We start from the raw sequence: 21,899 nt of genomic DNA, 5'->3' as shown, positions 1-21,899 counted from the left end.
CCATGACCACCACCACAACCACCGTCCTCCAAGCCACCGGCGTCACCATGCGCTTCGGCGGCCTCACCGCCGTACGCTCCGTCGACCTCACCGTCAACAGCGGCGAAATCGTCGGCCTCATCGGACCCAACGGCGCCGGAAAAACCACCTTCTTCAACTGCCTCACCGGCCTCTACGTCCCCACCGAAGGCACCGTCGCCTACCAAGGCACCGTCCTCCCCTCCAAACCCCACCTCGTCACCGACGCAGGCATCGCCCGCACCTTCCAGAACATCCGGCTCTTCGCCAACATGACCGTCCTGGAAAACGTCCTCGTCGGACGCCACACCCGCACCAAAGAAGGACTCTGGAGCGCACTCCTCCGCGGCCCCGGCTTCAAAAAGGCCGAAGCCGCATCCCACGCCCGCGCCATGGAACTCCTCGAATTCGTCGGCCTCGCCCACAAAGCCGACCACCTCTCCAGGAACCTCCCGTACGGCGAACAGCGGAAACTGGAAATCGCACGCGCCCTGGCCAGCGAACCCGGACTGCTCCTCCTGGACGAACCCACCGCGGGCATGAACCCCCAAGAGACCCGCGCCGCCGAAGAACTCGTCTTCGCCATCCGCGACCAAGGCATCGCCATCCTCGTCATCGAGCACGACATGCGGTTCATCTTCAACCTCTGCGACCGCGTCGCCGTCCTCGTCCAAGGCGAAAAACTCGTCGAAGGCACCTCCGAAACCGTCCAGGCCGACGAACGCGTCATCGCCGCCTACCTCGGCACCCCCTTCGAAGGCGCACCCGGCGCCGCCGAAATAGCCGAAGTCGAAGCCGCCGAAGCCCACCAACAAGCCACCACCCCCCTCACCGACACCCCGCCGGACCCACCACACACCGAGGAAGACAGCGCCCCCCGCGCCACCGGCCCGGAAGGAACAGCCAAGTGACCGCACTACTGGAGGTCGAAGACCTCAGGGTCGCCTACGGCAAGATCGAAGCCGTCAAAGGCATCTCCTTCACCGTCGAAGCCGGCCAAGTCGTCACCCTCATCGGCACCAACGGCGCAGGCAAAACCACCACCCTGCGCACCCTCTCCGGCCTCCTCAAACCCTCCGCCGGAAAAATCAACTTCGACGGACAACCCCTCCACGGCATCCCCGCACACAAAATCGTCGCCCTCGGACTCGCCCACTCCCCCGAAGGCCGCCACATCTTCCCCCGCCTCACCATCGTCGAAAACCTCCTCCTCGGCGCCTACCTCCGCGACGACAAAGACGGAATCGAAGAAGACATCCAACGCGCCTACGAACTCTTCCCCATCCTCGGCGAACGCCGCAAACAAGCCGCCGGCACCCTCTCCGGCGGCGAACAGCAAATGCTCGCCATGGGCCGCGCCCTCATGTCACGCCCCAAACTGCTCATGCTCGACGAACCCTCCATGGGCCTCTCCCCGATCATGATGCAGAAAATCATGCAGACCATCAGCGAACTCAAGGCCCAAGGCACCACCATCCTGCTCGTCGAACAGAACGCCCAAGCCGCGCTCTCCCTCGCCGACCACGGACACGTCATGGAAGTCGGCCGCATCGCCCTCTCCGGCACCGGCCGCGACCTCCTCCACGACGAATCCGTCCGCAAGGCCTACCTCGGCGAGGACTGAGCCCGGCCCCCGGGCCCCGAGCAGCGAGGCCTGGCCCCGGCCGTACGCAGCGAGGGCGGTCACCCCGGTGTGGGGTGACCGCCCTCGCTGCGGTCTTCTCTCCGGCTTCCCGCCGGCGGGGGCCGGTCGCGCCCACGCGGCCGAGCCGCACATCGACACAGACCCGCGCCCCTACGGGGCCGCTCTCAGCCCTTCGACGCCTTCTTCTCCTCGGCGTCCTCGATGACCGCCTCCGCCACCTGCTGCATCGACAGACGACGATCCATCGACGTCTTCTGGATCCACCGGAACGCCGCGGGCTCCGTCAGGCCGTACTCCGTCTGCAAGATCGACTTCGCCCGGTCCACCAGCTTCCGCGTCTCCAGGCGCTGCGTGAGGTCCGCGACCTCCTTCTCCAGCGTCTTCAGCTCCGTGAACCGCGACACCGCCATCTCGATCGCCGGTACGACGTCGCTCTTGCTGAACGGCTTCACCAGGTACGCCATCGCCCCCGCGTCCCGGGCACGCTCCACCAGGTCCCGCTGCGAGAACGCCGTCAGCATCAGCACCGGGGCGATCGACTCCTCCGCGATCTTCTCCGCCGCGGAGATCCCGTCCAGGACGGGCATCTTCACGTCCAGGATCACCAGGTCCGGCTTGTGCTCCCGGGCCAGCTCGATCGCGGTCTCACCGTCACCGGCCTCACCGACGACCGTGTAGCCCTCCTCCTCCAGCATCTCCTTGAGGTCGAGACGGATCAGCGCCTCGTCCTCAGCGATGACGACGCGGGTCGTCAGGGGCGGGACGTGCGACTTGTCGTCGGACGCGTCTACGGCCTTGGGCGACTCGGGCGGGGTCACGGGGGCTCCTCGTTCATGGCAGGTGCGCTGCCTCGTCAGGGTACCTAGCTGCGGCGCTGCGAGGTGAACCGGTATGCTTCCGGGAGCACCAGCCGGGTTGGTGGAACGGTATACACGGAGGTCTCAAACACCTCTGCCTGAAAGGGCTTGCGGGTTCGAATCCCGCACCCGGCACTCCAAATAGCGGAGTTTCACATTCTCGTGAACCTCCGCTTTTTGCTGCACACAGATACGGCAGGTCGCTCAGAGTAGCCGTATGAACTTCCACAGCACAGAGGTCCGACAGAAGGCCCTCACCCTCTTACGTAACGGAACCAAGAACGCCGACGTCGCGCGCCAGCTGAAGGTGCCGGTCGGCACGATCGGCTATTGGTGGCACATGGACCGCGCCAAGCGCGGAGAGTGTCCCGGAAAGCATGAGCCGAAATGCCCGCACTGCGATGGCGTCGCTCTCGATGAAGCGGCCTACGCCTACCTGCTCGGGCTCTACCTCGGGGACGGGCACATCATCCAGTACTCCGGGCACCGCGTTCCCAGCCTCATGATCACATGCACCGAATCGTGGACAGGGCTCATGGACCTCTGTGAGCAAGCGATGCGCGCGGTGTTCCCGCAGAACTCCGTATGTCGCGTCCGCAGGACAGGATGCAGCAACGTGAAGGTCTATTCGAACCACCTGTGGTGCATGTTTCCGCAGCACGGCCCCGGCAGGAAGCACGAACGAACCATCGCTCTCGAATCCTGGCAACAGGACATCGTCGACTCGTACCCCTGGGAATTCATCCGGGGGCTCATCCACTCCGACGGGTGTCGGGTCACGAACTGGACCACCCGGGTCGTCGCGGGCGAGCGGAAGCGCTATGAGTACCCCCGGTACTTCTTCACCAACAAGTCCGACGACATCCGGAAGCTCTTCACCGACACCTTGGACAAGGTCGGAGTCGGGTGGACGAGCCTGGCGCGGGGCAGCGATCCGTTCAACATATCCATCGCCCGCAAGGCCTCCGTAGCCCTCATGGACGCGTACGTCGGGCCGAAGTACTGAACCCGCCCCGGGGTCAGCGGGAGGGCTCGCCGATGTGGTGCACGCGCACCAGGTTCGTGGAGCCGGAGACTCCGGGCGGGGAGCCCGCCGTGATGATGACCGTATCGCCCGGTCGGCAGCGGCCGATCTTCAGGAGGTGCTCGTCGACCTGGGCGACCATCGCATCGGTGGAGTCGACGTGCGGGCCGAGGAAGGTCTCCACGCCCCAGGTGAGGTTGAGCTGGGAGCGGGTGGCCGGGTCGGGGGTGAAGGCCAGGAGGGGGATCGGGGAGCGGTAGCGGGAGAGGCGCTTGACGGTGTCGCCGGACTGGGTGAAGGCGACGAGGAACTTGGCGCCGAGGAAGTCGCCCATTTCGGCGGCGGCGCGGGCGACGGCGCCGCCCTGGGTGCGGGGCTTGTTGCGTTCGGTGAGGGGCGGCAGTCCCTTGGCGAGGATGTCTTCCTCGGCGGCTTCGACGATGCGGGCCATGGTGCGGACGGTCTCGATGGGGTATTTGCCGACGCTGGTCTCGCCGGAGAGCATGACGGCGTCGGTGCCGTCGATGATCGCGTTGGCGACGTCGCTGGCCTCGGCGCGGGTCGGCCGGGAGTTGTCGATCATCGAGTCGAGCATCTGGGTGGCGACGATGACGGGCTTGGCGTTGCGCTTGGCGAGTTTGACGGCGCGCTTCTGGACGATGGGGACCTGTTCCAGGGGCATTTCGACGCCGAGGTCGCCGCGGGCGACCATGATGCCGTCGAAGGCGGCGACGATGTCGTCGATGGCGTCGACGGCCTGGGGCTTTTCGACCTTGGCGATGACGGGGAGGCGGCGGTTCTCCTCGTCCATGATGCGGTGGACGTCGTCGATGTCGCGGCCGCTGCGGACGAAGGAGAGGGCGATGACGTCGAAGCCGGTGCGCAGGGCCCAGCGGAGGTCGGCTTCGTCCTTGTCGGAGAGGGCGGGGACGGAGACGGCGACGCCGGGGAGGTTGAGGCCCTTGTTGTCGGAGACCATGCCGCCTTCGATGACGGTGGTGGTGACGCGGGGGCCGTCGACGGCGGTGACTTCGAGGGTGACTTTGCCGTCGTCGACGAGGATGCGTTCGCCGGTGGTGACGTCGTCGGCGAGGCCGGTGTAGGTGGTGCCGCAGATGTGGCGGTCGCCGGGGACGTCGGGTTCGACGGTGATGGTGAACTCGTCGCCGCGTTCGAGGAGTACGGGGCCTTCGGTGAAGCGGCCGAGGCGGATCTTCGGGCCTTGAAGGTCGGCGAGGATGCCGACGCTGCGGCCGGTCTCGTCGGCGGCCTTGCGCACGCGCTGGTAGCGGTCCTCGTGGTCGGCGTAGCTGCCGTGGCTGAGGTTGAAGCGTGCCACGTCCATTCCGGCTTCGACCAGGGCCTTGATCTGGTCGTAGGTGTCGGTGGCGGGTCCCAGGGTGCAAACGATTTTCGCTCGGCGCATGTCTTCGACAGTAGGCCTTACTGGTCGGTAGAGGATTGGTTGGGCGTGACTACTCAACAACCGTTGGGTGAAAGGCTTTTGACAACTGTTGAAGTGTGCGCGGGCATGCTCTGATGAGCATGTTCAAGGGTCGATGGGGTGGTGTGGGGTGACGGGTGCGGGTGGTGCGGTGGCTCACAGTTGCGGTGGGTTCATGGTGAAGCGTGCGTTGACTTGGGCGTAGACGGACTGGCGTTGGGGTTCGAGGTCGAGTGCGGGGGCGGCTTCGGGGCCGCCGGCGAAGGCGGCGCGGGCCATTCCGGGGGGTGCGGGGTAGGCGTAGTCGGGGGTGTGGTCGGTGCCGATGTCGGCGAGTTCGAGGAGGGCGTCGAGGGTGGTGCCGAGGGCTTCGGCGTATTCGCGGGCGCGTTGGACGGCTTCTTTGACGGCTTGTTGGCGGGCGGTGCGGTGGGCGGGTGAGGTGGGGCGCAGGGACCAGTAGGGGCCGTCGACGTGGGTGAGGTCGAGGTCGGCGATGCGGGTGGTGAGTTCGCCGAGTGCGGTGAAGTCGGTGAGTTCGGTGCTGATGTGGACGCGGCCGTGGTAGGTGCGGACGCGTTCTCCTTTGCCGCGTTTGGTGAGTTCGGGGGTGATGGAGAAGGCGCCTGTTTCGATGCGTTCGACGGCTTCGCCGTAGGTTTTGATGAGGGTGATGACGTCGGTGTTGCGGCGGGTGAGGTGGGTGAGGGCGTCGCGGCGGTCGGTGCCGCGGGCGGTGACGGTGATGCCGATGCGGGCGATTTCGGGGTCGACTTCGAGGCGGGCTTCGCCGCGGACGGCTACGCGCGGGGCGTCGGGGGTGCCGTAGGGGGTGGTGGGTGTCTGTTCGTGGGTGGTCATGGGTTCCACTGTGGCACCGGGGCGGGGTGCGGGGTGGTCATCGGATCGAAACCTCGTGGGGGTGTTGTCGTGGGGGGCTTCTGAGCCAGAATCTACGCGCGTCGTCAGCGCGCGTAGATCACGAAGGTTCATGAGGGAGTTTCGATGCCGCTCGACAGAAGGTCGTTCCTGGGTAGTTCCGCCGCGGGTGCGGGGGTGGCGCTCGTGGGTCCCGCGGTGTCCGCCGAGGCGGTTCCCGCGGCGCGGCCGGGCAAGGAGCCGCGGCGGTATTCGTTCACGGTGATGGGGACGACGGATCTGCACGGGAACGTCTTCAACTGGGATTACTTCACGGACCGGGAGTTCGACGACAGGGACCACAACGATGTGGGTCTGGCGAAGATCTCGACGTTGGTGTCGCGGGTGCGTGCGGAGAAGGGGCGTGGCAATACGCTGCTGATCGACGCGGGTGACACGATTCAGGGTACGCAGTTGGCGTACTACTACGCGAAGGTGGATCCGATCACCGCGGCGCGGGGTCCGGTGCATCCGATGGCGCGGGCGATGAACGCGATCGGGTATGACGCGGCGGCGCTCGGGAATCATGAGTTCAATTACGGCATTCCGGTGTTGCGGAAGTTCCAGGAGCAGTGTGATTTCCCGTTGCTCGGGGCGAACGCGTTGGATGCGAAGTCGCAGCGGCCTGCTTTTCCGCCGTACAGCATGCATCGGTTGCGTACGCCGCACGGGCGGGATGTGCGGGTCGCGGTGCTCGGTCTGACGAATCCGGGGATCGCGATCTGGGACAAGGCGCACGTGCAGGGCAAGATGACGTTTCCGGGGCTTGAGGAGCAGGCGGCGAAGTGGGTGCCGCGGCTGCGTTCGATGGGTGCGGACGTGGTGGTCGTGTCGGCGCATTCGGGGTCGAGCGGTACGTCGTCGTACGGGGATCAGTTGCCGTACGTGGAGAACGCGGCGGCGTTGGTGGCGCGGCAGGTGCCGGGGATCGACGCGATTCTGGTGGGGCACGCGCACACGGAGATTCCGGAGTATGTGGTCGAGAACGAGGCGACGGGCCGGAAGGTGGTGCTTTCGGAGCCGTTGAAGTGGGGGCAGCGGCTGACGTTGTTCGACTTCGACGTGGTGTGGTCGAAGGGGCGTTGGCGGGTGGAGAAGGTGGGGGCGAAGGTCCTGAATTCCAACGCGGTGGCGGAGGACGAGCGCATTACGCGCCTTTTGGCGGGTGAGCACCGGAAGGTCGTGGGTTATGTCAATCAGGTCATCGGTACGTCGAAGGCGGCGATGAGTACGGCGGAGGGGCCGTACAAGGACGTGCCGATCATTGATCTGATCAGTCATGTGCAGGCGGAGACGGTGCGGGCGGCGCTGGCGGGTGGTGCGTACGGGAAGCTTCCGGTGGTGTCGCAGGCGTCGTGCTTCTCGCGTACGGCGGGCATTCCGGCGGGTGAGGTGACGATCCGGGACGCGGCGGGTCTGTATCCGTTCGAGAACACGCTGGAGGCGCGTGTGCTGACGGGTGCGCAGTTGAAGGACTATCTGGAGTTCTCGGCGCGCTACTACGTGCGGACGGCGCCGGACGTGCCGGTGGATCCGGCGCGGCTGACGAATGCGGACGGGGTGCCGGACTACAACTACGACGCGTTGTACGGGGTCGCGTACGACGTGGACATCGCGCAGCCGGTGGGTTCGCGGATCGTGGGGTTGCGGTTCGAGGGGAGGCCGGTGGATCCGGCGGCGGAGTTCGTGTTGGCGGTGAACAACTACCGGGCGAGCGGGGGTGGCAATTTCCCGCACGTGGCGAGGGCGAAGCAGGTGTGGGCGCATTCGGACGAGATCCGTAACACGATCATCGCGTGGGTGAAGGCGAAGGGCACGGTGGATCCTGCGGAATTCGCGCGGGTGGACTGGCGGTTGACGCGTGCGGGGATTCCGGTGTTCTGAGGTGGGGGTTGTCGCGATGCATGAGGATCTCGCTGCCGCGCTGGCGGTGGTGCGGCGTGATCTGTCGGCCACGTGTGCGGTGCAGCCGATCGTCCGTGAGGAGTTGGACTTCGACGGGGATCCGCTGGTGATGCTGTACGAGGCGGACGGTTCGGGGGTGGGGGTTTCGGTGCCTGTGGGGGTGGGGCCCGCGGAGCAGGTGGCGGAGTTGGCGGAGCAGGTGAGGGACTGGGCGGTGGAGGCGTTGGCGGCGTTGTTGTTGCCGGCGACGTGGCCGGAGTGTCCCGACCATCCGCAGGGTCATCCGTTGGGTGCGCGGGTGGTCGGGAGTGTGGCGGTGTGGTCGTGTCCGCGGTCGGGGCGGGTGGTGGCGCCGGTGGGGGCGCTGGCCGAGGTGGCCGGGGGCTGAGGGGCCGGGGTCCGGGGTCCGGGCCTGGGTGTCAGTTCTTCAGGTGGACGAGGGTGCCGCGTCGTTCTCCGCCGGGGCGGGGGGCGGCGCGGTGCGTGGGCTGGTGGAGCCCGAAGTGGGTGAAGGCGGTGCGTTGGGGCTGGGGGTAGGGCTCTTTGCCGGTGAGGGAGTTGAGGATGCCGGCGCTGCGCCAGGCGGCGAGGCCGAGGTCGGGGGCGCCGACGCCGTGGGTGTGGCGTTCGGCGTTCTGTACGTAGATGGTGCCGGTGATGGAGGGGTCGAGGGCGAGGCGGTGGTGTTCGTCGATGCGGGGGCGTTCGGCGGAGTCGCGGCGGATGTAGGGGGCGAGTCCGGCGAGGAGGCGGTCGAGGGGGCGTTCGCGGTAGCCGGTGGCGAGGATGACGGCGTCGGTGGTGAGGCGGGAGCGGGTGCCTTGTTCGACGTGTTCGAGGTGGAGTTCGACGCGGGTGGTGGCGACGCGTCCGGCGGTGCGGACGTTGACGCCGGGGGTGAGGACGGCGTCGGGCCAGCCGCCGTGGAGGGTGCGTTGGTAGAGCTCGTCGTGGATGGCGGCGATGGTGTCGGCGTCGATGCCCTTGTGGAGTTGCCACTGGCCGGGGACGAGTTGGTCGCGGACGGTTTCGGGCAGGGCGTGGAAGTAGCGGGTGTAGTCGGGGGTGAAGTGTTCCAGGCCGAGCTTGGAGTACTCCATGGGGGCGAAGGCGGGGGTGCGGGCGAGCCAGTGGAGTTTTTCGGCGCCCGGGGGGCGGTGGCGGAGGAGGTCGAGGAAGACTTCGGCGCCGGACTGTCCTGAGCCGATGACGGTGATGTGGTCGGCGGTGAGGAAGCGGTCGCGGTGCAGGAGGTAGTCGGCGGCGTGGATGACGGGGACGGTGGGGGCGTCGGCGAGGGGCTTGAGGGGTTCGGGGACGTGGGGGGCGGTGCCGATGCCGAGGACGATGTTCTTGGCGTGGGTGCGGCCGAGTGCTTCGGCTTCGCCGTCGGCGTCGAGTTGGGTGAAGTCGACGTCGAACAGGTCGTGTTCGGGGTTCCAGCGGACGGCGTCGATCTGGTGGCCGTAGTGGAGCTGGGGGAGGTTGTCGCTGACCCAGCGGCAGTAGGCGTCGTATTCGGCGCGCTGGATGTGGAAGCGCTCGGCGAAGTAGAAGGGGTAGAGGCGTTCGCGGGTCTTGAGGTAGTTGAGGAATGACCAGGGGCTCGCGGGGTCGGCGAGGGTCACGAGGTCGGCGAGGAAGGGGACTTGGAGGGTGGCGCCGTCGATGAGGAGGCCGGGGTGCCAGTGGAAGGCGGGGCGCTGTTCGTAGAAGGCGGTGTCGAGGCCGAGGGGCTGGGCGAGGGCGGCGAGGGAGAGGTTGAAGGGGCCGATGCCGATGCCGACCAGGTCGCGGGGGTTGTCGGGGGTGGTGGGTGCCTGGGTGGCCTGGTCGGGGGCGCCTGGTGGGCGGGTCGGGGTCATCGGGGGGTGGTTCCTTCCACGAGCTTGAGCAGGGTGGTGAGGTCGTCGGGGGTGGTGTGGGGGTTGAGGAGGGTGGCTTTGAGCCAGCGGCGGCCGTCGAGTTGGGCGCGGCCGAGGACGGCGGTGCCGTCGGTGAGGAGGGTGCGGCGGATGTGGGCGATGTGGTCGTCGTCGGCGTGGGTGGGCCGGAAGAGGACGGTGCTGATGGTGGGGGTGGCGTAGAGGTCGAAGCGGGGGTGGGCGGCGATGGCGTCGGCGAGGTGGCGGGCCTGGTCGCAGACGTGGTCGACGAGGGCGCCGAGTCCGGTGCGGCCGAGGGCCTTGAGGGTGATGGCGATCTTGAGTGCGTCGGGGCGGCGGGTGGTGCGCAGGGAGCGGCCGAGGAGGTCGGGCAGGCCTGCTTCGGTGTCGTCGTCGGCGTTGAGGTAGTCGGCGCGGTGGGTGAGGGCGTGGGTGTCGGTGGGGTCGCGGACGGTGAGGATGCCGGCTGCGGCGGGCTGCCAGCCGAGTTTGTGCAGGTCGAGGGTGACGGTGTCGGCGCGGTCGAGGCCGTGGAGCTTGGCGCGGTGGGTGTCGCTGAAGAGGAGTCCGGCGCCGTAGGCGGCGTCGATGTGGAGGCGGGCGCCGTGGGTGGCGCACAGGTCGGCGATGGTGGCGAGGGGGTCGATGAGTCCGGCGTCGGTGGTGCCGGCGGTGGCGGTGACGAGGAGGTCGGTGTCGTCGGCGGTGTGGGTGGCGAGGGTGGTGGCGAGGGTGTGGGGGTCGAGGACGCCGGTGGGGGTGGGGATGGTGATGGGGGTGGGCAGGCCGAGGAGCCAGGCGGCGCGGTGCAGGGAGTGGTGGGCGTTGGCGCCGGTGAGGATGCGCAGGGTGCGGCCGTGGGCGGTGGCGCGTTCGCGGGCGAGGAGCAGGGCGAGTTGGTTGGACTCGGTGCCGCCGGTGGTGATGAGGGCGTCGCCGCGGCCGTGGACTTCGGTGGCGAGGGTGGTGGTGAGGAGGGCTTCGAGGGCGGAGGCGGCGGGGGCCTGGTCCCAGGAGTCGAGGGAGGGGTTGAGCGCGGAGGCGGCGAGGTCGGCGGCTGCGGCGAGGGCGAGGGGCGGGCAGTGCAGATGGGCCGCGCAGAGGGGTTCGGCGGGGTCGGCCGCGCCGTGGGCGGTGGCGTGGACGAGGGTGCGCAGGGCGGTGTGGGCGCCGGTGCCGTGGCTGGGCAGCAGGGGGTGGGCGGCGGCGTGGACGCGGGCGGCGACGGTGGTGGGGCCGCCGGGCGGGAGGGGGCCGCCGCGGGCCGTCGCGCCGTCGCGGAGGGCGTCCAGGGCGACGGTGAGCAGGGGCCCCAGGGCGTCGGGGCCTTGGGCGCCCCCGGCGAGGGGCGGCGGGGTGCGCATGGGTGGTGACCTCCGGTGGGCGGACGGGGGCACCAGCCTGGTGGGTGGGGGTGGGGCGTGCGGTGGGGTGGGGGTTTCGGAACCCGAAAGGGGTACGGCTGTGCGGGGAAATCGTGTCTGCGCGGGGTGGAGGTGCTAGGGGCTGCGCCGGGCCTTGGGGGGTGCCCCGGCCCGCTCCTTCTGGGGCCGGGGCTCCGTAGCGGCGCTGCGCGCCTCGTCCTCGAGCGCCGGACGGGCTCGGTGGTTGCTGGTGCGGGCGCTCAGTTCTTCGTTCGGAAGTCGTCCGCGTGGTCCTGCGCCCACTGGGCGTACGTGCGGGCCGGGCGGCCCGTGACCGTTTGGACGGTGGTGGTCAGGGGCGGGGCCGTGTCGACCGTGGCGGCGAGGGAGGCGACGAAGCCGGGGACCAGGTCGGCGGGGATGAGGGGGAACATGTCGGGGACGACGTCCTGGGGCGGTATCTCGGTGTAGGTGAGCGGGCGGCCGATGGCGCGGGCGATGGCGGCGATCTGTTCCTCGGTGGTGATGGCTTCGGGGCCGGTGAGGACGTGGGTGGCGCGGGTGTGGCGTTCCAGGAGGCTGTGGCGGGCGACGGCGGCGATGTCGGCCTCGTGGATGGGTGAGAGGACGCCCCGGGCGTAGGGGCCGCGTACGGTGTCGCCCGCGTGGATCTGGCGGGCCCACTGGAGGGTGTTGGTGGCGAAGACGCCGGGGCGCAGGAAGGTCCAGTCGAGGCCGCTGTCGCGGACGTCCTGTTCGAGGGCGCGGTGCCAGGTGTGGATGAACGACTCGTGCTCGGGGTCGGGTGCGTCCTCGACGGCGATGCTGGACAGGACGGTGACGTGCTGGACGCCTGCGGTGCGGGCGGCGGCGAGGAACGCGGCGGTGTGGTCGCCGGTGACGGAGGCGTGCAGGAAGAGGGCGTCGGCGCCGTCGAACTGGGCGGTCATGTCGGCGGGTTCGGCGCTGACGGTGAGGCGGGTGACGTCGGTGGCGGCGGGCAGGTGGGCGCGGACGGGGTCGCGGTCGGGGTCGCGGACGAGGGCGCGTACGGGGGTGTCGGTGGCGGTGAGCTGGCCGATGAGGGCGCTGCCGACGTTTCCGGTGGCTCCGCTGACGACGATCATGGTGGGCTCCTCGGGCGTGCGGGTGGGCCGGGCCGTCGGGTGTGGTCCGTCGGCCCGGTCCGCTGTGTGCACGACCCTAGGCAACCGGAGGGGCTCTCCGGATCGTCGGGAGGGCGGAGTTCGGCCTAGGGCGTCGGTCCTAGGCCGAGCGGCCGGGTCAGTCCTGTTCGGCCTTGCGGCGCACGCGCAGGGCCCGGGCCAGGTCGTCGAGCTGGTCGGTGAGGCGGCGGCGCAGCGCCGGGGTGAGGTCGGTGCGGGCGAGGCAGGCCTCGCCGAGGCGCAGCGTCTCGTCGTCGACGGTGGACGGGAAGGCGTGGCGGCCCGTGGCGTCGGCGATGGCGGGGCCGCGCCGGGCGGCGAGGCCGACGGCGTCGTCGAAGTAGCGGGCCAGGTAGGGGCGTACGAGGTCGTCCTGTTCGGGCTGCCAGAAGCCCTGGGCGGTGGCGATGAACAGGGAGTTGGACAGGTCGTCGGTGGTGAACATGGCGTCCCAGGCGCGGCGTTTGGCGTCGGGGTCGGGCAGGGCGGCGCGGCAGCGGGCGGCGCCTTCCTGGCCGGTGGCGCTGGGGTCGCGGCGCAGTTCGGCGGCGATGGTGTCCTCGTCGGCCTCGCCGAGGACGGCGAGGCGGGCGAGGGCGCGCCAGCGCAGTTCGGGGTCGAGTTCGGGTCCGCCGGGTACGGCGCCCTGGGCGAGCCAGGTGTTCAGGGGCTCGGCCTGGGTGGCGGCGTCGATGAGGCCGCGTACGGCGATGAGGCGCAGGCCGGGGTCGGAGCCGTCCTCGGTGTGGCGGACGATGTCGTGGCACAGGGCGTCGAGGGTGGCGAGGGCGGCGGGCCGCCGGGCGCGGGGGGTGTAGTGGTCGGCGATGACGGTGCCCGCGAAGGTGAGGACGCCGGAGACGAGGGCGAGGTCGGTCTCGGCGGGCAGGTGGGTGCGGGCGGTGTCGAGGTAGACGGCGGGTTCGAGGTCGCCGTCGCGGACCATGTCGCGCAGCGCGTTCCACAGGACGGCGCGGGTGAGCGGGTCGGGCACGCTGGACAGGGAGCGCAGGGCGGTGTCCTGGGAGACCGGGTCGAGGCGGATCTTGGCGTACGTCAGGTCGTGGTCGTTGGGGACGATGAGGGCGGGGCAGCCGCCGTCGCGCGCGGTGGGCGGGGACTGTTCGGGCAGGTCCGTCTCGTAGCGTTCGCGCAGGACGAGCTGGCGGCCGTCGGAGAGGTCGCGGTCGTAGACGCCGACGGCGACGCGGTGGGGGCGGCTGCCGTCGCGGTCGAGGCGCAGGGTCCAGGAGCGGCCGCTGTGGCTGACGGTGGGGGTGAAGGTGTCGACGCCGGTGGTGCGCAGCCAGGCCTCGGCCCAGGCGTGGACGTCGCGGTCGGTGGCGGAGGCGAGGTTGTCGATGAAGTCGGCGAGGGTGGCGTTGGCGAACTTGTGGCGGGCGAAGTGGGCGTTGATGCCCGCGAGGAAGTCCTTCTCGCCGAGCCAGGCGACGAGCTGGCGCAGGGCGCTGGCGCCCTTGGCGTAGGAGATGCCGTCGAAGTTGAGCAGCGCGGACGCGGTGTCGGGCACGGCGTCGGGGGCGGGGGCGACGGGGTGGGTGGAGGGGCGCTGGTCGGCGTCGTAGCCCCAGGACTTGCGGGCGACGCCGAAGTCGACCCAGGTGTCGGTGAAGCGGCTGGCTTCGGTGAGGGTCTGGTAGCCCATGTACTCGGCGAAGGACTCGTTGAGCCAGATGTCGTCCCACCACTTGAGGGTCACCAGGTCGCCGAACCACATGTGGGCCATCTCGTGGGCGACGACCATGGCGCGGGTCTGGCGCTGGGTGTCGGTGACGGCGGAGCGGTAGACGAATTCGTCGCGGAAGGTGACGAGGCCGGGGTTCTCCATGGCGCCGGCGTTGAACTCGGGGACGAACGCCTGGTCGTAGGAGTCGAAGGGGTAGGGCTCGGCGAACTTCTCGTGGTAGCGGTCGAAGCAGGCGCGGGTGACGTCGAGGAGTTCGTCGGCGTCGGCGTCGAGGTGGGGGGCGAGGGAGCGGCGGCAGTGGAGGCCGAAGGGCAGGCCTCGGTGTTCGGTGCGCACGGAGTGCCAGGGACCAGCGGCGACGGCCACGAGGTAGGTGGGCAGCGGGGGTGTGGGGGCGGCCTTCCAGGTGCCGCCGCCGGTGTGCTCGGTGACGCTGTTGGCGAGGACGGTCCAGTTCTGGGGCGCGGTGACGTCCAGTTGGAAGACGGCCTTCAGGTCGGGCTGGTCGAAGGCGGCGAAGACGCGCTGGATGTCGTCGAGGAAGAGCTGGGTGTAGACGTACGTCTCGCCGTCGCTGGGGTCGGTGAAGCGGTGCAGGCCCTCGCCGGTGCGGGAGTAGCGCATGGCGGCCTCGACGGTGAGGCGGTGCTCCCCCGCGGTGAGGCCGGTCAGGGGGAGCCTGTTGTCCGTCAGGGTGCCCGGGTCGAGGGGGGTGCCGTCGAGCGTGACGGAGCGCAGGTGCGCGGGCTTCAACTCGACGAACGTGTCGCCGTCCGCGGCGGCGGTGAAGGTGATCGCCGTGCGGGAGTCGAAGGTGTCCTCGCCGGTGGTGAGATCGAGGGCGATCTCGTACCGCCGGACGTCGAGGAGCTGGGCTCGGGTCTGCGCTTCGGCGCGCGTCAGTGCGGGCATCTGGCCATGGTGCCTGATGCGGCGGGGCGGCTGGCAGGGGGTGGTCCGGCCGGGGAGGGGCTTGTTCGCGGGGGTGCGCGCCGCTCGGGCCTTCTCGTGCGGCGTCGCGCTGCGTCCGGCTCCGCGCTCTCGGTGCGGCGTCGCTGCCGCCCGGGGCGGGCCTCTGCTGTGCGCCTACCGGTTCGCGGCTTCGCGAGGGGCGAACCGGTTCGTGCGGCCGACCGCGTTGCGCACCGCGAGGCCCGGCCGGGTGCGGGGCACCACGAGCCGGAGAACGGGCCGACGCGCCGCCGCCGCGGGCTGCTCGCCCCCCCTGGGCGCAGGGCCTCCGGGGGATGCCGCTCCTCGCCGAGGGGATCACTCAGGCTCGGGGAGGGTTCCGCCGCTGGTCACGGCCCCGTCGGCGATCTGCTCGTGGTGGCGGATGACCTCGGCGATAATAAAGTTCAGGAACTTCTCCGCGAAGGCGGGGTCCAGTTTGGCGTTCTCGGCCAGTTCGCGCAGGCGGGCGATCTGGCGGGACTCGCGGGCCGGGTCGGCGGGGGGCAGCTGGTGGTTGGCCTTGAGGTGGCCGACCTGCTGGGTGCACTTGAACCGTTCGGCGAGCATGTGGACGACCGCGGCGTCGATGTTGTCGATGCTGTCGCGCAGCCGGCTCAGCTCGGCGAGCACGGCGGGATCGGCAGGGCCGGTGGGACCGGTGGGACCGGTGGGGTCGGCAGGACCGGTGGCGTCGGCGGGGTGGTTCGTGGTCATGGCATGGGAGCCTACGTTGCCGTGCCGGGGCCGCCGGAGGTGAGCATGGGCGGGTCGTCCGGGTCGGGGACCTGCCGTGACCAGCCGCCGGGCACGGCGCGGCCCTGCTGGGCGCGGAAGCGCACCGGGGCCGTGCCGACGCGGCGGGTGAAGAGCCGGGAGAAGTAGGCGGGGTCGTCGTAGCCGACGCGGCGGGCGACGGCGGCGACGGGCAGTTCGGTGGCGGCGAGGAGTTCCTTGGCGCGGCCCAGGCGGATGCCGAGGAGGTAGTCCTTGGGGCTGCACCCGGCGCCGCGGCGTACGGCGGTGCGCAGTTCGGCGGGGGTCATGCCGTGCCGGGCGGCGTGCTCGGCGATGGACAGCGGCTGGAAGGCGTCGCGGGCCAGGGCCTGGAGGACGGGGTCGCCGTCGGGAGCGAGGTCGGCGCGGGCGCGGCGCAGGGCGACGAGGAGTTCGTGGACGGCGGCGGCGGTCTCGACCTCCAGGAGGGGGTTGCCGCGGCGGGCGGCGCGGGCGACGCGGGCGACGACGGCGCGGGCGGCGGCGGGGTCGGCCAGGGCGACGACGGGCCGCTCGGGTTGGATGTAGCCGAGTTCGGTGTAGGTGGCGGTGGCGGGCCCGGCGAAGTCGACGAAGCACTCGTCCCAGCCGGTGTGCGGGTCGGCGCCGTAGTGGTGGGGCACGCCGGGCACGAGCCAGATCAGGGCGGGCGCGGTGACGGGGGTGCGGCGGCCGTCGGGGGCGGCGAACCAGCCGCTGCCCGCGCTGACGACGAGGGCGACGTGGTGGTCGAGGGTGCGCGGGCCGACGGCCGGCAGGGTGCCGTGCTGGAGGCCGACGCCGAGGCACACCAGGCCGAGGCGGTGGTGGACGGGGCTCGGGGTGAAGTACCGCATCCAGGTGTGGTACATCCGCTGCCGCCCTCCTGGTCCGTCGTGTCCGGCCGCGCCCGGAGGGGTCCGTTCGCGTCCGGCCGCGCCTAGTCCAATCGGGCTCGATCTTTGTCCATGGACCGGGCCGCCCGCCAGAGGCAATCGTGGCGGCTGTCAGCGGACCGGGAGGGGACAGGGTGAACGGGTTCAGGGTGGGCGAGGACGGCTTCGAGGTGGACGGGCGGCCGGTGCGGCTGCTGTCCGGGGCGCTGCACTACTTCCGGGTGCACGAGGCGCAGTGGGGGCACCGGCTCGCGATGCTGCGGGCGATGGGCCTCAACTGCGTGGAGACGTACGTGCCGTGGAACGTGCACGAGCCGCGTCCGGGGGAGTTCCACGACGTGGAGGCGCTCGGCCGGTTCCTGGACGCCGCGCACCGCGAGGGCTTGTGGGCGATCGTGCGGCCGGGCCCGTACATCTGTGCCGAGTGGGACAACGGGGGGCTTCCGGCGTGGCTGACCGGGGAGCCGGGGGCGCGGGTGCGCACCCGGGACGCGCGCTATCTGGAGCGGGTGGAGAGCTGGTTCGCGCGGCTGCTTCCGCAGGTCGTGGCGCGGCAGCACGACCGGGGCGGCCCCGTGGTCCTGGTGCAGGTCGAGAACGAGTACGGCAGCTACGGCTCGGACGGGGTGTACTTGCGTGCGCTCACGGACCTGCTGCGCGGCCTTGGGGTCACGGCGGAGCTGTGCACGTCGGACGGGCCGGAGGACCACATGCTGACGGGCGGGAGCGTGCCGGGTGTCCTGGCGACGGTGAACTTCGGCTCGCGGGCGCGGGAGGGCTTCGACGGCTTGCGGCGGCACCGGCCCGCGGGGCCGATGATGTGCATGGAGTTCTGGTGCGGCTGGTTCGACCACTGGGGTGCGGAGCACATCGTGCGCGAGCCGCGGGACGCGGCCGGGGCGCTGCGGGAGATCCTGGAGTGCGGGGCGTCGGTGAACCTGTACATGGCGCACGGCGGGACGAGCTTCGCCGGGTGGGCGGGGGCGAACCGGGACGGCGGGGCGCTGCACGACGGGGCCCTGCAGCCGGACGTGACGTCCTACGACTACGACGCGCCCGTCGACGAGCGCGGGCGGCCCACGGAGAAGTTCTGGCTGTTCCGCGAGGTCCTCGCCGAGTACGCGCAGGGGCCGCTGCCCGAGCCGCCGCCCGCTCCCGCGGCCCTTGCCGCGCCCGTCGTGGCGCGGCTCGGCGAGTGGGCTCCGCTGGACGCGGTGGCCGCGCGGCTGGGCGGGCCCGAGGCCGAGCACGCCGTGCCGCCCACGTTCGAGGAGCTGGGGGTCGACCGGGGCCTGGTGCGCTACTCCTTCACGCTGCCCGCGCCGCGCGGGCCGTATCCGCTGAGCGTGCCGGGCCTTCGGGACCGGGCCGTGGTGTACGTCGACGGGGTGCGGGCCGGAGTGCTGACCGAGGACTCCCCCACCCTGCCCGCCCCGGTGCCCGGGGGCGCGCGGGTCGAGCTGTGGGTGGAGTCCCTGGGGCGGGTCAGCTACGGGCCCCGGCTCGGGGAGACGAAGGGGCTCACGGGCGGGGTGCTGCACGAGCGGCAGTACGTGCACGGGGTGCGGGCGGTGGGGGTGCCGCTGGGGGCGTTCGAGGAGGCGTCGGCGGTGCGGGGCGTGCTCGCGGGCGGCGCCGCGCGGGGCCGCCCGGGGCTGTACCGGGGCGTCGTCGAGGTGGGCGTCCCCGGTGACGCCCGCCTCGAACTCCCCGGCTGGACGCGGGGGTTCGTGTGGGTGAACGGCTTCTGCCTCGGGCGGTACTGGGAGGTGGGGCCGCAGCGGGGGCTGTACGTGCCGGGGCCGGTGCTGCGGGAGGGGGCGAACGCGGTGTGGGTGCTCGAGGTGGAGGGGGTGGGGGGTCCGGCGGAGGTGCGGCTGGGGTAGCCCGCGTGGGACGCCCCAGGCCCGCCCCTTCCCGCTTCCTGGGGGCTCCGCCCCCAGACCCCCGCTCCTCAAACGCCGGAGGGGCTGAAACACAGCCGCAAGCGGCACCATCCAGCCCGTCCGGCGTTTGAGGACGAGGCGCGCAGCGCCGAAAAGAGCAGGGGCCCGGGGGCGGCAGCCTCCGGATCGGGAAGGGGCGGGCCTGGGGCGCCCCGTGAGGGCTACGCCTCGCGGACCTCGAACGTGTCCAGGACGAATTCCGCCTTCCCGTCTCCCCCGACCTTGCGCAGGCCCACCCAGGCCTCGCCCTGCGCGGGTGCGGTGAACTCGTAGGTGTGGGTGGCGGGGGTGAGGGCCACCGGGAGGGGCTCGCGGGTGAGTTCGCGGGGGTCGGGGGTGTCGACGGCGGTCACCCAGGCGTACTGGCCCGCGGTCTCGTTCTCGTAGCGGAAGGAGACCCGGTAGCGCTTCCCGGCGGCGAACCGGACGGTGTGCGGCACGGTGCGGTAGACGAGGCCCTCGTTCTCGCCGCGGGACTTGAGGGACTGGCCGCCGTCCACGACGTCGTCGACGGCCTTGCCGTTCCAGCCGCGCTGGGTGAACGGGGCGTGCCGCTGCGCGATGTGGGTGCGCGGGTCGGTGACTCCCCCGGCGTCGCCCTTGACGAAGGGCCCCCATCCCTGGGGCACGTGCTCGAAGTCCTCGCGGCACAGGACGCCTCGGGGCAGGCGGGGCGCGGGGGCGGCGGGCACGACGCGGACGTTGTCGAAGCGGACGCGGGCCGGCCCGGCCGCGGCGCGCAGCGCGAGCCGGACGGGGCCGCCGCCCTCGGGCACGGTGAAGGGGGTGAACAGGCGCTGGAAGCGGGTGCCGTGCTTGCGGTCGGCGGCGACGTGGTTCGCGGCGGTGGAGGTGGCGGTGCGGTTCGCGGCGGTGACGCCGTCGGCGGTGCGGACCTCCAGGGTCGCGGTGCGCTCCTCGCCCGCACGCTCGCCGACTTCGACCTGTACGGAGGCGACGTACGAGCCGGGGGCGAGGCGGCGCAGGCGCTGGGTGACGGAGGCGGCGGCGCCGGGGGCGATGACCAGTTCGTGGTCGCCCAGGGCGCTGCGGACGACGGTGGCGGGCCCGGTGACCTGCCAGGCGTCCAGGGTGCCCGCGTGGAAGCCGGGGTCGCGCAGCGGGGTGCCCTGGCCCCAGTCGGGGTCGGGCAGGGCGCGGGGGCGGGTGCGGTACACGACGTAGGGCTGTTCGGCTCGGGCGTCGACGGTGATCTGCCCGGCGCGTACGGGCAGGGCGCGTTCGTGGACGCGGCCCTGGTCGGTGAGGCGGTACAGGTGCACGGTGCGGGCGCCCGCCCAGCCGCGGGGCAGGGTCCAGCGGCTGCTGCCGCCGCGGGGGTTGTAGTGGTAGAGCTTCGCGGGGTCGGTGGCGCGGCGGGGTTCCCAGGGCAGCAGATAGGTGCCGTCGTCGTAGACGGGGTGGCCGTCGGTGGTGATGCGGCGGGTGCCGCCGGTGTCGGTCACGGAGGTGGCGCCCGCGCCGAAGAAGGTGATCTCGTGTGCGGTCCAGGTTCTGATGGGGTGGGCCTGGAGGTATTTGGCGGGCAGCGCGTGGGTCCAGATCAGCCGGTGGAACGCGGTCCAGTCGGTCTTGCCGACCCAGCCCTCGTAGTTGCCCATGCGGGCGATGCCGAGGAGGGTGGGCCACTTGTCGGCGAAGACGTCCTTCTGGTGGTGGCGGATGAAGCGGATCAGCTGGGAGTTGATGCCGCGTGAGGTGTCGGGGCCGTAGTCGGTCTCGGTGGCCCAGTGGGACCAGACCGCCGAGCGTTCGAAGCCGTGGCCCCATTCGGTGGTGACGGTCCAGCCCTGGTCGCGCAGGGCGCGCTGGAGCCGGTCGGAGGTCCAGCCGGACTCGCGGAACACGTCGATGTAGAGGGTGTCGAGCGCGCGGTGGGTCTCGCGGCGCAGGTCGGCGAAGCGGCCGACGATGTCGCCGGAGACGAGGTCGCGGCGCTGGTCGATGCGGTAGCTCTGGTCGAGCCAGTCCCACTGTTCGTTGTTCTTGTCGACGAGCTTCTCGGAGAAGGCGCGGGCGACGGGGTAGGACTCGGTGGCGTTGACGTGGACGCCGAAGTCGCTGTTCCACCGGGCGCCTTCGCGGACCAGGGTGTTGAGGTCGTCCAGGCCGCCGGCGCGGGTGTTGTAGTTGCCCGCGTAGTCGGGGTGGGCGGAGTCGTGGCCCTCGGACTGGTAGCCCTTGAGGAGGGTGTACTGGCGCAGGCCGTCGGTGGCCAGGTGGATGCGTTTGACCTCGTCGAGGGTGGCGAGGAAGGGGTTGGTGGCCTGCGAGGCGAAGTTGAAGGGGATGTGCGGGACGACGCGCAGGTGCTGCTCGTCGGCGCCGAGGGGGTTCACCATGATGTCGCGGAAGGCGATCGCGGCGTCCTGCCAGTCGACCTTGCCGTCGCCGTTGCGGTCGCCGGTGACGACGACGGTGGCGTAGGGCAGCGGCTCGGTGGCGTCGACGGGTGCGGTGGCGGCGCGGTGGGTCCACTGGCCGGGGGTGAGGCGGGCTTCGGTGCGGCCGTCGGTGCGGAGGGTCTGCCGCCACAGGCGGCCGTTGTCCCAGCTGGTCTCGGTGGTGGGCTTGTCGTAGACGGTGTTGGTCTCGACGGCGCCGCCGAGCCTGTCGTGCGCGAGCACGGCGTAGGCGCAGCCCGTGGGGGCCTGGGCGGGGGTGTCCGTGGTGAGCCGGACGAGGGTGTCGCCGCTCTTGGCCTTGTCGAGCTGGACGCGGGCGGCGAGGAGGGTGGCGCCGGGCTGGTCGCTGCGGACGGACAGCAGGGCGAGGCCGGGCACGCGGAGGGTGCCGACGCGCAGGGCCGCGGTGTCCCGGATGCGGGTGACGCGCCAGTGGACCCGGCGGCCCTCGACGGAGATCTCCACGTCGATGCGGGTGCCGCCGTCGAAGGTGAGGGCGTAGGCGGCGCGGTCGTCGTGGGTCACCGCGGTGACCTGCGGGGTGTGTTCCTCGTCGTCGATGAGGAGCGTGGTGACGGGGTCGGGCTGGGCGTGCAGCACGGCGCCGCTCGCGCGGTCGGTGTACGACACGACGCGCGGGAAGGCGGTGGCGACGCGGACGTCGAGGGCGGCCGAGCGCAGCACCGCCTCGTCGGCGCGCGGACCGGCGGCGGGCCCGGCGGGCGCGGCGTGCGCCGTGGGCGTGCCCACGGCGGCGCCCAGTGAGGCGAGTGCTCCGGTGGCGACGACGGCTCTGCGGCTCGGCCCGGACGGCTGTGACGGCAGCATGAACGCACCCCTTGGTGGGACGGAATTCGTGACGGTCACGATGCGCCGGGGGCGCGGGGGGCGCCCATGGACAAAGGAGCGGGAGGTGTTGGACTAAGCGCGGGCCTCGGCGTCGGCAGCGCTCCGAAGGGGGAGCGCCCCAAGGAGGCAGTGCCCCAGAA

General features: G+C 71.3%; 16 protein-coding genes and 1 tRNA gene. 7 read left to right on the top strand and 10 right to left on the bottom strand.

Going from position 1 to position 21,899, the window contains the following annotated elements; translation table 11 throughout:
- Positions 1–2 precede the first annotated feature (2 nt).
- Positions 3–929 (top strand): ABC transporter ATP-binding protein, encoded by a 927-nt coding sequence (locus tag AC5WAM_RS30975; protein ID WP_495519552.1) that lies wholly within the window; start codon positions 3–5, stop codon positions 927–929.
- The gene (locus AC5WAM_RS30970) at positions 926–1,642 is read left to right on the top strand and encodes an ABC transporter ATP-binding protein (RefSeq protein ID WP_495519551.1); all 717 of its coding nucleotides are present in this window, start codon (positions 926–928) and stop codon (positions 1,640–1,642) included. Before AC5WAM_RS30975 ends, AC5WAM_RS30970 begins: the two co-directional genes overlap by 4 nt.
- A 185-nt stretch (positions 1,643–1,827) precedes the next feature.
- Here the strand turns inward: AC5WAM_RS30970 and AC5WAM_RS30965 are convergent, their stop codons facing one another.
- Entirely contained in the window at positions 1,828–2,481 is a 654-nt protein-coding gene (locus tag AC5WAM_RS30965) for an ANTAR domain-containing response regulator (protein ID WP_138959153.1), read from the bottom strand.
- Positions 2,482–2,572: 91 nt separating this feature from the next.
- Between AC5WAM_RS30965 and AC5WAM_RS30960 the strand changes: the two genes are divergently transcribed.
- Positions 2,573–2,655: transfer RNA gene (locus AC5WAM_RS30960), tRNA-Leu, on the top strand.
- An 82-nt stretch (positions 2,656–2,737) separates the two neighbouring features.
- The gene (locus tag AC5WAM_RS30955) at positions 2,738–3,526 is read left to right on the top strand and encodes a helix-turn-helix domain-containing protein (protein WP_495519550.1); all 789 of its coding nucleotides are present in this window, start codon (positions 2,738–2,740) and stop codon (positions 3,524–3,526) included.
- Positions 3,527–3,539: 13 nt separating this feature from the next.
- Here AC5WAM_RS30955 and pyk read toward each other — a convergent pair whose 3' ends face one another.
- Positions 3,540–4,970: a pyruvate kinase gene (gene pyk, locus AC5WAM_RS30950; RefSeq protein WP_366790700.1), complete on the bottom strand. Its 1,431-nt coding sequence runs from the start codon at positions 4,968–4,970 to the stop codon at positions 3,540–3,542.
- 174 nt (positions 4,971–5,144) lie between these two features.
- Entirely contained in the window at positions 5,145–5,849 is a 705-nt protein-coding gene (locus AC5WAM_RS30945; protein ID WP_495519549.1) for an SIMPL domain-containing protein, read from the bottom strand.
- Positions 5,850–5,993: 144 nt separating this feature from the next.
- On the opposite strand from AC5WAM_RS30945, the gene AC5WAM_RS30940 reads away from it, so the two are divergent.
- Both AC5WAM_RS30940 and AC5WAM_RS30935 read left to right on the top strand, forming a co-directional pair.
- Positions 5,994–7,790, top strand: coding sequence for a bifunctional metallophosphatase/5'-nucleotidase (locus AC5WAM_RS30940; RefSeq protein ID WP_366790702.1), 1,797 nt, complete (start codon positions 5,994–5,996; stop codon positions 7,788–7,790).
- A gap of 16 nt (positions 7,791–7,806) precedes the next feature.
- A complete protein-coding gene (locus AC5WAM_RS30935; protein ID WP_495519548.1) occupies positions 7,807–8,199 on the top strand; it encodes a hypothetical protein in 393 nt (130 codons plus the stop codon).
- A 31-nt stretch (positions 8,200–8,230) separates the two neighbouring features.
- Here the strand turns inward: AC5WAM_RS30935 and AC5WAM_RS30930 are convergent, their stop codons facing one another.
- The 6 genes from AC5WAM_RS30930 to AC5WAM_RS30905 all read right to left on the bottom strand — a co-directional run bounded on the left by AC5WAM_RS30930 (position 8,231) and on the right by AC5WAM_RS30905 (position 16,514).
- Complete coding sequence (locus AC5WAM_RS30930) at positions 8,231–9,676, bottom strand: lysine N(6)-hydroxylase/L-ornithine N(5)-oxygenase family protein (RefSeq protein WP_366790704.1); 1,446 nt, start codon at positions 9,674–9,676, stop codon at positions 8,231–8,233.
- Positions 9,673–11,061 (bottom strand): pyridoxal phosphate-dependent decarboxylase family protein, encoded by a 1,389-nt coding sequence (locus tag AC5WAM_RS30925; RefSeq protein ID WP_495519547.1) that lies wholly within the window; start codon positions 11,059–11,061, stop codon positions 9,673–9,675. The genes AC5WAM_RS30930 and AC5WAM_RS30925 overlap by 4 nt, the downstream gene beginning before the upstream one ends.
- A 260-nt stretch (positions 11,062–11,321) precedes the next feature.
- Entirely contained in the window at positions 11,322–12,260 is a 939-nt protein-coding gene (locus AC5WAM_RS30920) for an NAD(P)H-binding protein (RefSeq protein ID WP_366790706.1), read from the bottom strand.
- An 85-nt stretch (positions 12,261–12,345) separates the two neighbouring features.
- Positions 12,346–14,847, bottom strand: a complete 2,502-nt coding sequence (gene pepN, locus AC5WAM_RS30915; RefSeq protein WP_495519546.1) for an aminopeptidase N — start codon at positions 14,845–14,847, stop codon at positions 12,346–12,348.
- 357 nt (positions 14,848–15,204) lie between these two features.
- Positions 15,205–15,603, bottom strand: coding sequence for a chorismate mutase (locus AC5WAM_RS30910; RefSeq protein ID WP_495519545.1), 399 nt, complete (start codon positions 15,601–15,603; stop codon positions 15,205–15,207).
- A gap of 11 nt (positions 15,604–15,614) precedes the next feature.
- On the bottom strand, positions 15,615–16,514 hold the full coding sequence (locus tag AC5WAM_RS30905; RefSeq protein ID WP_366790709.1) for a helix-turn-helix domain-containing protein: 900 nt from the start codon (positions 16,512–16,514) through the stop codon (positions 15,615–15,617).
- 158 nt (positions 16,515–16,672) lie between these two features.
- Here AC5WAM_RS30905 and AC5WAM_RS30900 point away from each other — a divergent pair, with 158 nt between their 5' ends.
- Complete coding sequence (locus tag AC5WAM_RS30900; RefSeq protein WP_495519544.1) at positions 16,673–18,424, top strand: glycoside hydrolase family 35 protein; 1,752 nt, start codon at positions 16,673–16,675, stop codon at positions 18,422–18,424.
- Positions 18,425–18,645: 221 nt separating this feature from the next.
- Here AC5WAM_RS30900 and AC5WAM_RS30895 read toward each other — a convergent pair whose 3' ends face one another.
- Positions 18,646–21,738, bottom strand: coding sequence for an endo-alpha-N-acetylgalactosaminidase family protein (locus AC5WAM_RS30895; protein ID WP_495519543.1), 3,093 nt, complete (start codon positions 21,736–21,738; stop codon positions 18,646–18,648).
- Positions 21,739–21,899 lie beyond the last annotated feature (161 nt).

Source organism: Streptomyces sp. JLYT201 (assembly GCF_059448825.1).
Note: the sequence above shows the minus strand (reverse complement) of the source record. Positions and strands in the feature narration are given on the sequence as shown.

What these genes read in the sequence shown, in the direction of transcription:
- AC5WAM_RS30975 (WP_495519552.1), top strand. Translation starts at nt 3, where the DNA reads ATGACCACCACCACAACCACCGTCCTCCAAGCCACCGGCGTCACCATG.
- AC5WAM_RS30955 (WP_495519550.1), top strand. Translation starts at nt 2,738, where the DNA reads ATGAACTTCCACAGCACAGAGGTCCGACAGAAGGCCCTCACCCTCTTA.
- pyk (WP_366790700.1), bottom strand. Translation starts at nt 4,970, where the DNA reads ATGCGCCGAGCGAAAATCGTTTGCACCCTGGGACCCGCCACCGACACC.
- AC5WAM_RS30945 (WP_495519549.1), bottom strand. Translation starts at nt 5,849, where the DNA reads ATGACCACCCACGAACAGACACCCACCACCCCCTACGGCACCCCCGAC.
- AC5WAM_RS30940 (WP_366790702.1), top strand. Translation starts at nt 5,994, where the DNA reads ATGCCGCTCGACAGAAGGTCGTTCCTGGGTAGTTCCGCCGCGGGTGCG.
- AC5WAM_RS30935 (WP_495519548.1), top strand. Translation starts at nt 7,807, where the DNA reads ATGCATGAGGATCTCGCTGCCGCGCTGGCGGTGGTGCGGCGTGATCTG.
- AC5WAM_RS30930 (WP_366790704.1), bottom strand. Translation starts at nt 9,676, where the DNA reads ATGACCCCGACCCGCCCACCAGGCGCCCCCGACCAGGCCACCCAGGCA.
- AC5WAM_RS30925 (WP_495519547.1), bottom strand. Translation starts at nt 11,061, where the DNA reads ATGCGCACCCCGCCGCCCCTCGCCGGGGGCGCCCAAGGCCCCGACGCC.
- pepN (WP_495519546.1), bottom strand. Translation starts at nt 14,847, where the DNA reads ATGCCCGCACTGACGCGCGCCGAAGCGCAGACCCGAGCCCAGCTCCTC.
- AC5WAM_RS30910 (WP_495519545.1), bottom strand. Translation starts at nt 15,603, where the DNA reads ATGACCACGAACCACCCCGCCGACGCCACCGGTCCTGCCGACCCCACC.
- AC5WAM_RS30905 (WP_366790709.1), bottom strand. Translation starts at nt 16,514, where the DNA reads ATGTACCACACCTGGATGCGGTACTTCACCCCGAGCCCCGTCCACCAC.
- AC5WAM_RS30895 (WP_495519543.1), bottom strand. Translation starts at nt 21,738, where the DNA reads ATGCTGCCGTCACAGCCGTCCGGGCCGAGCCGCAGAGCCGTCGTCGCC.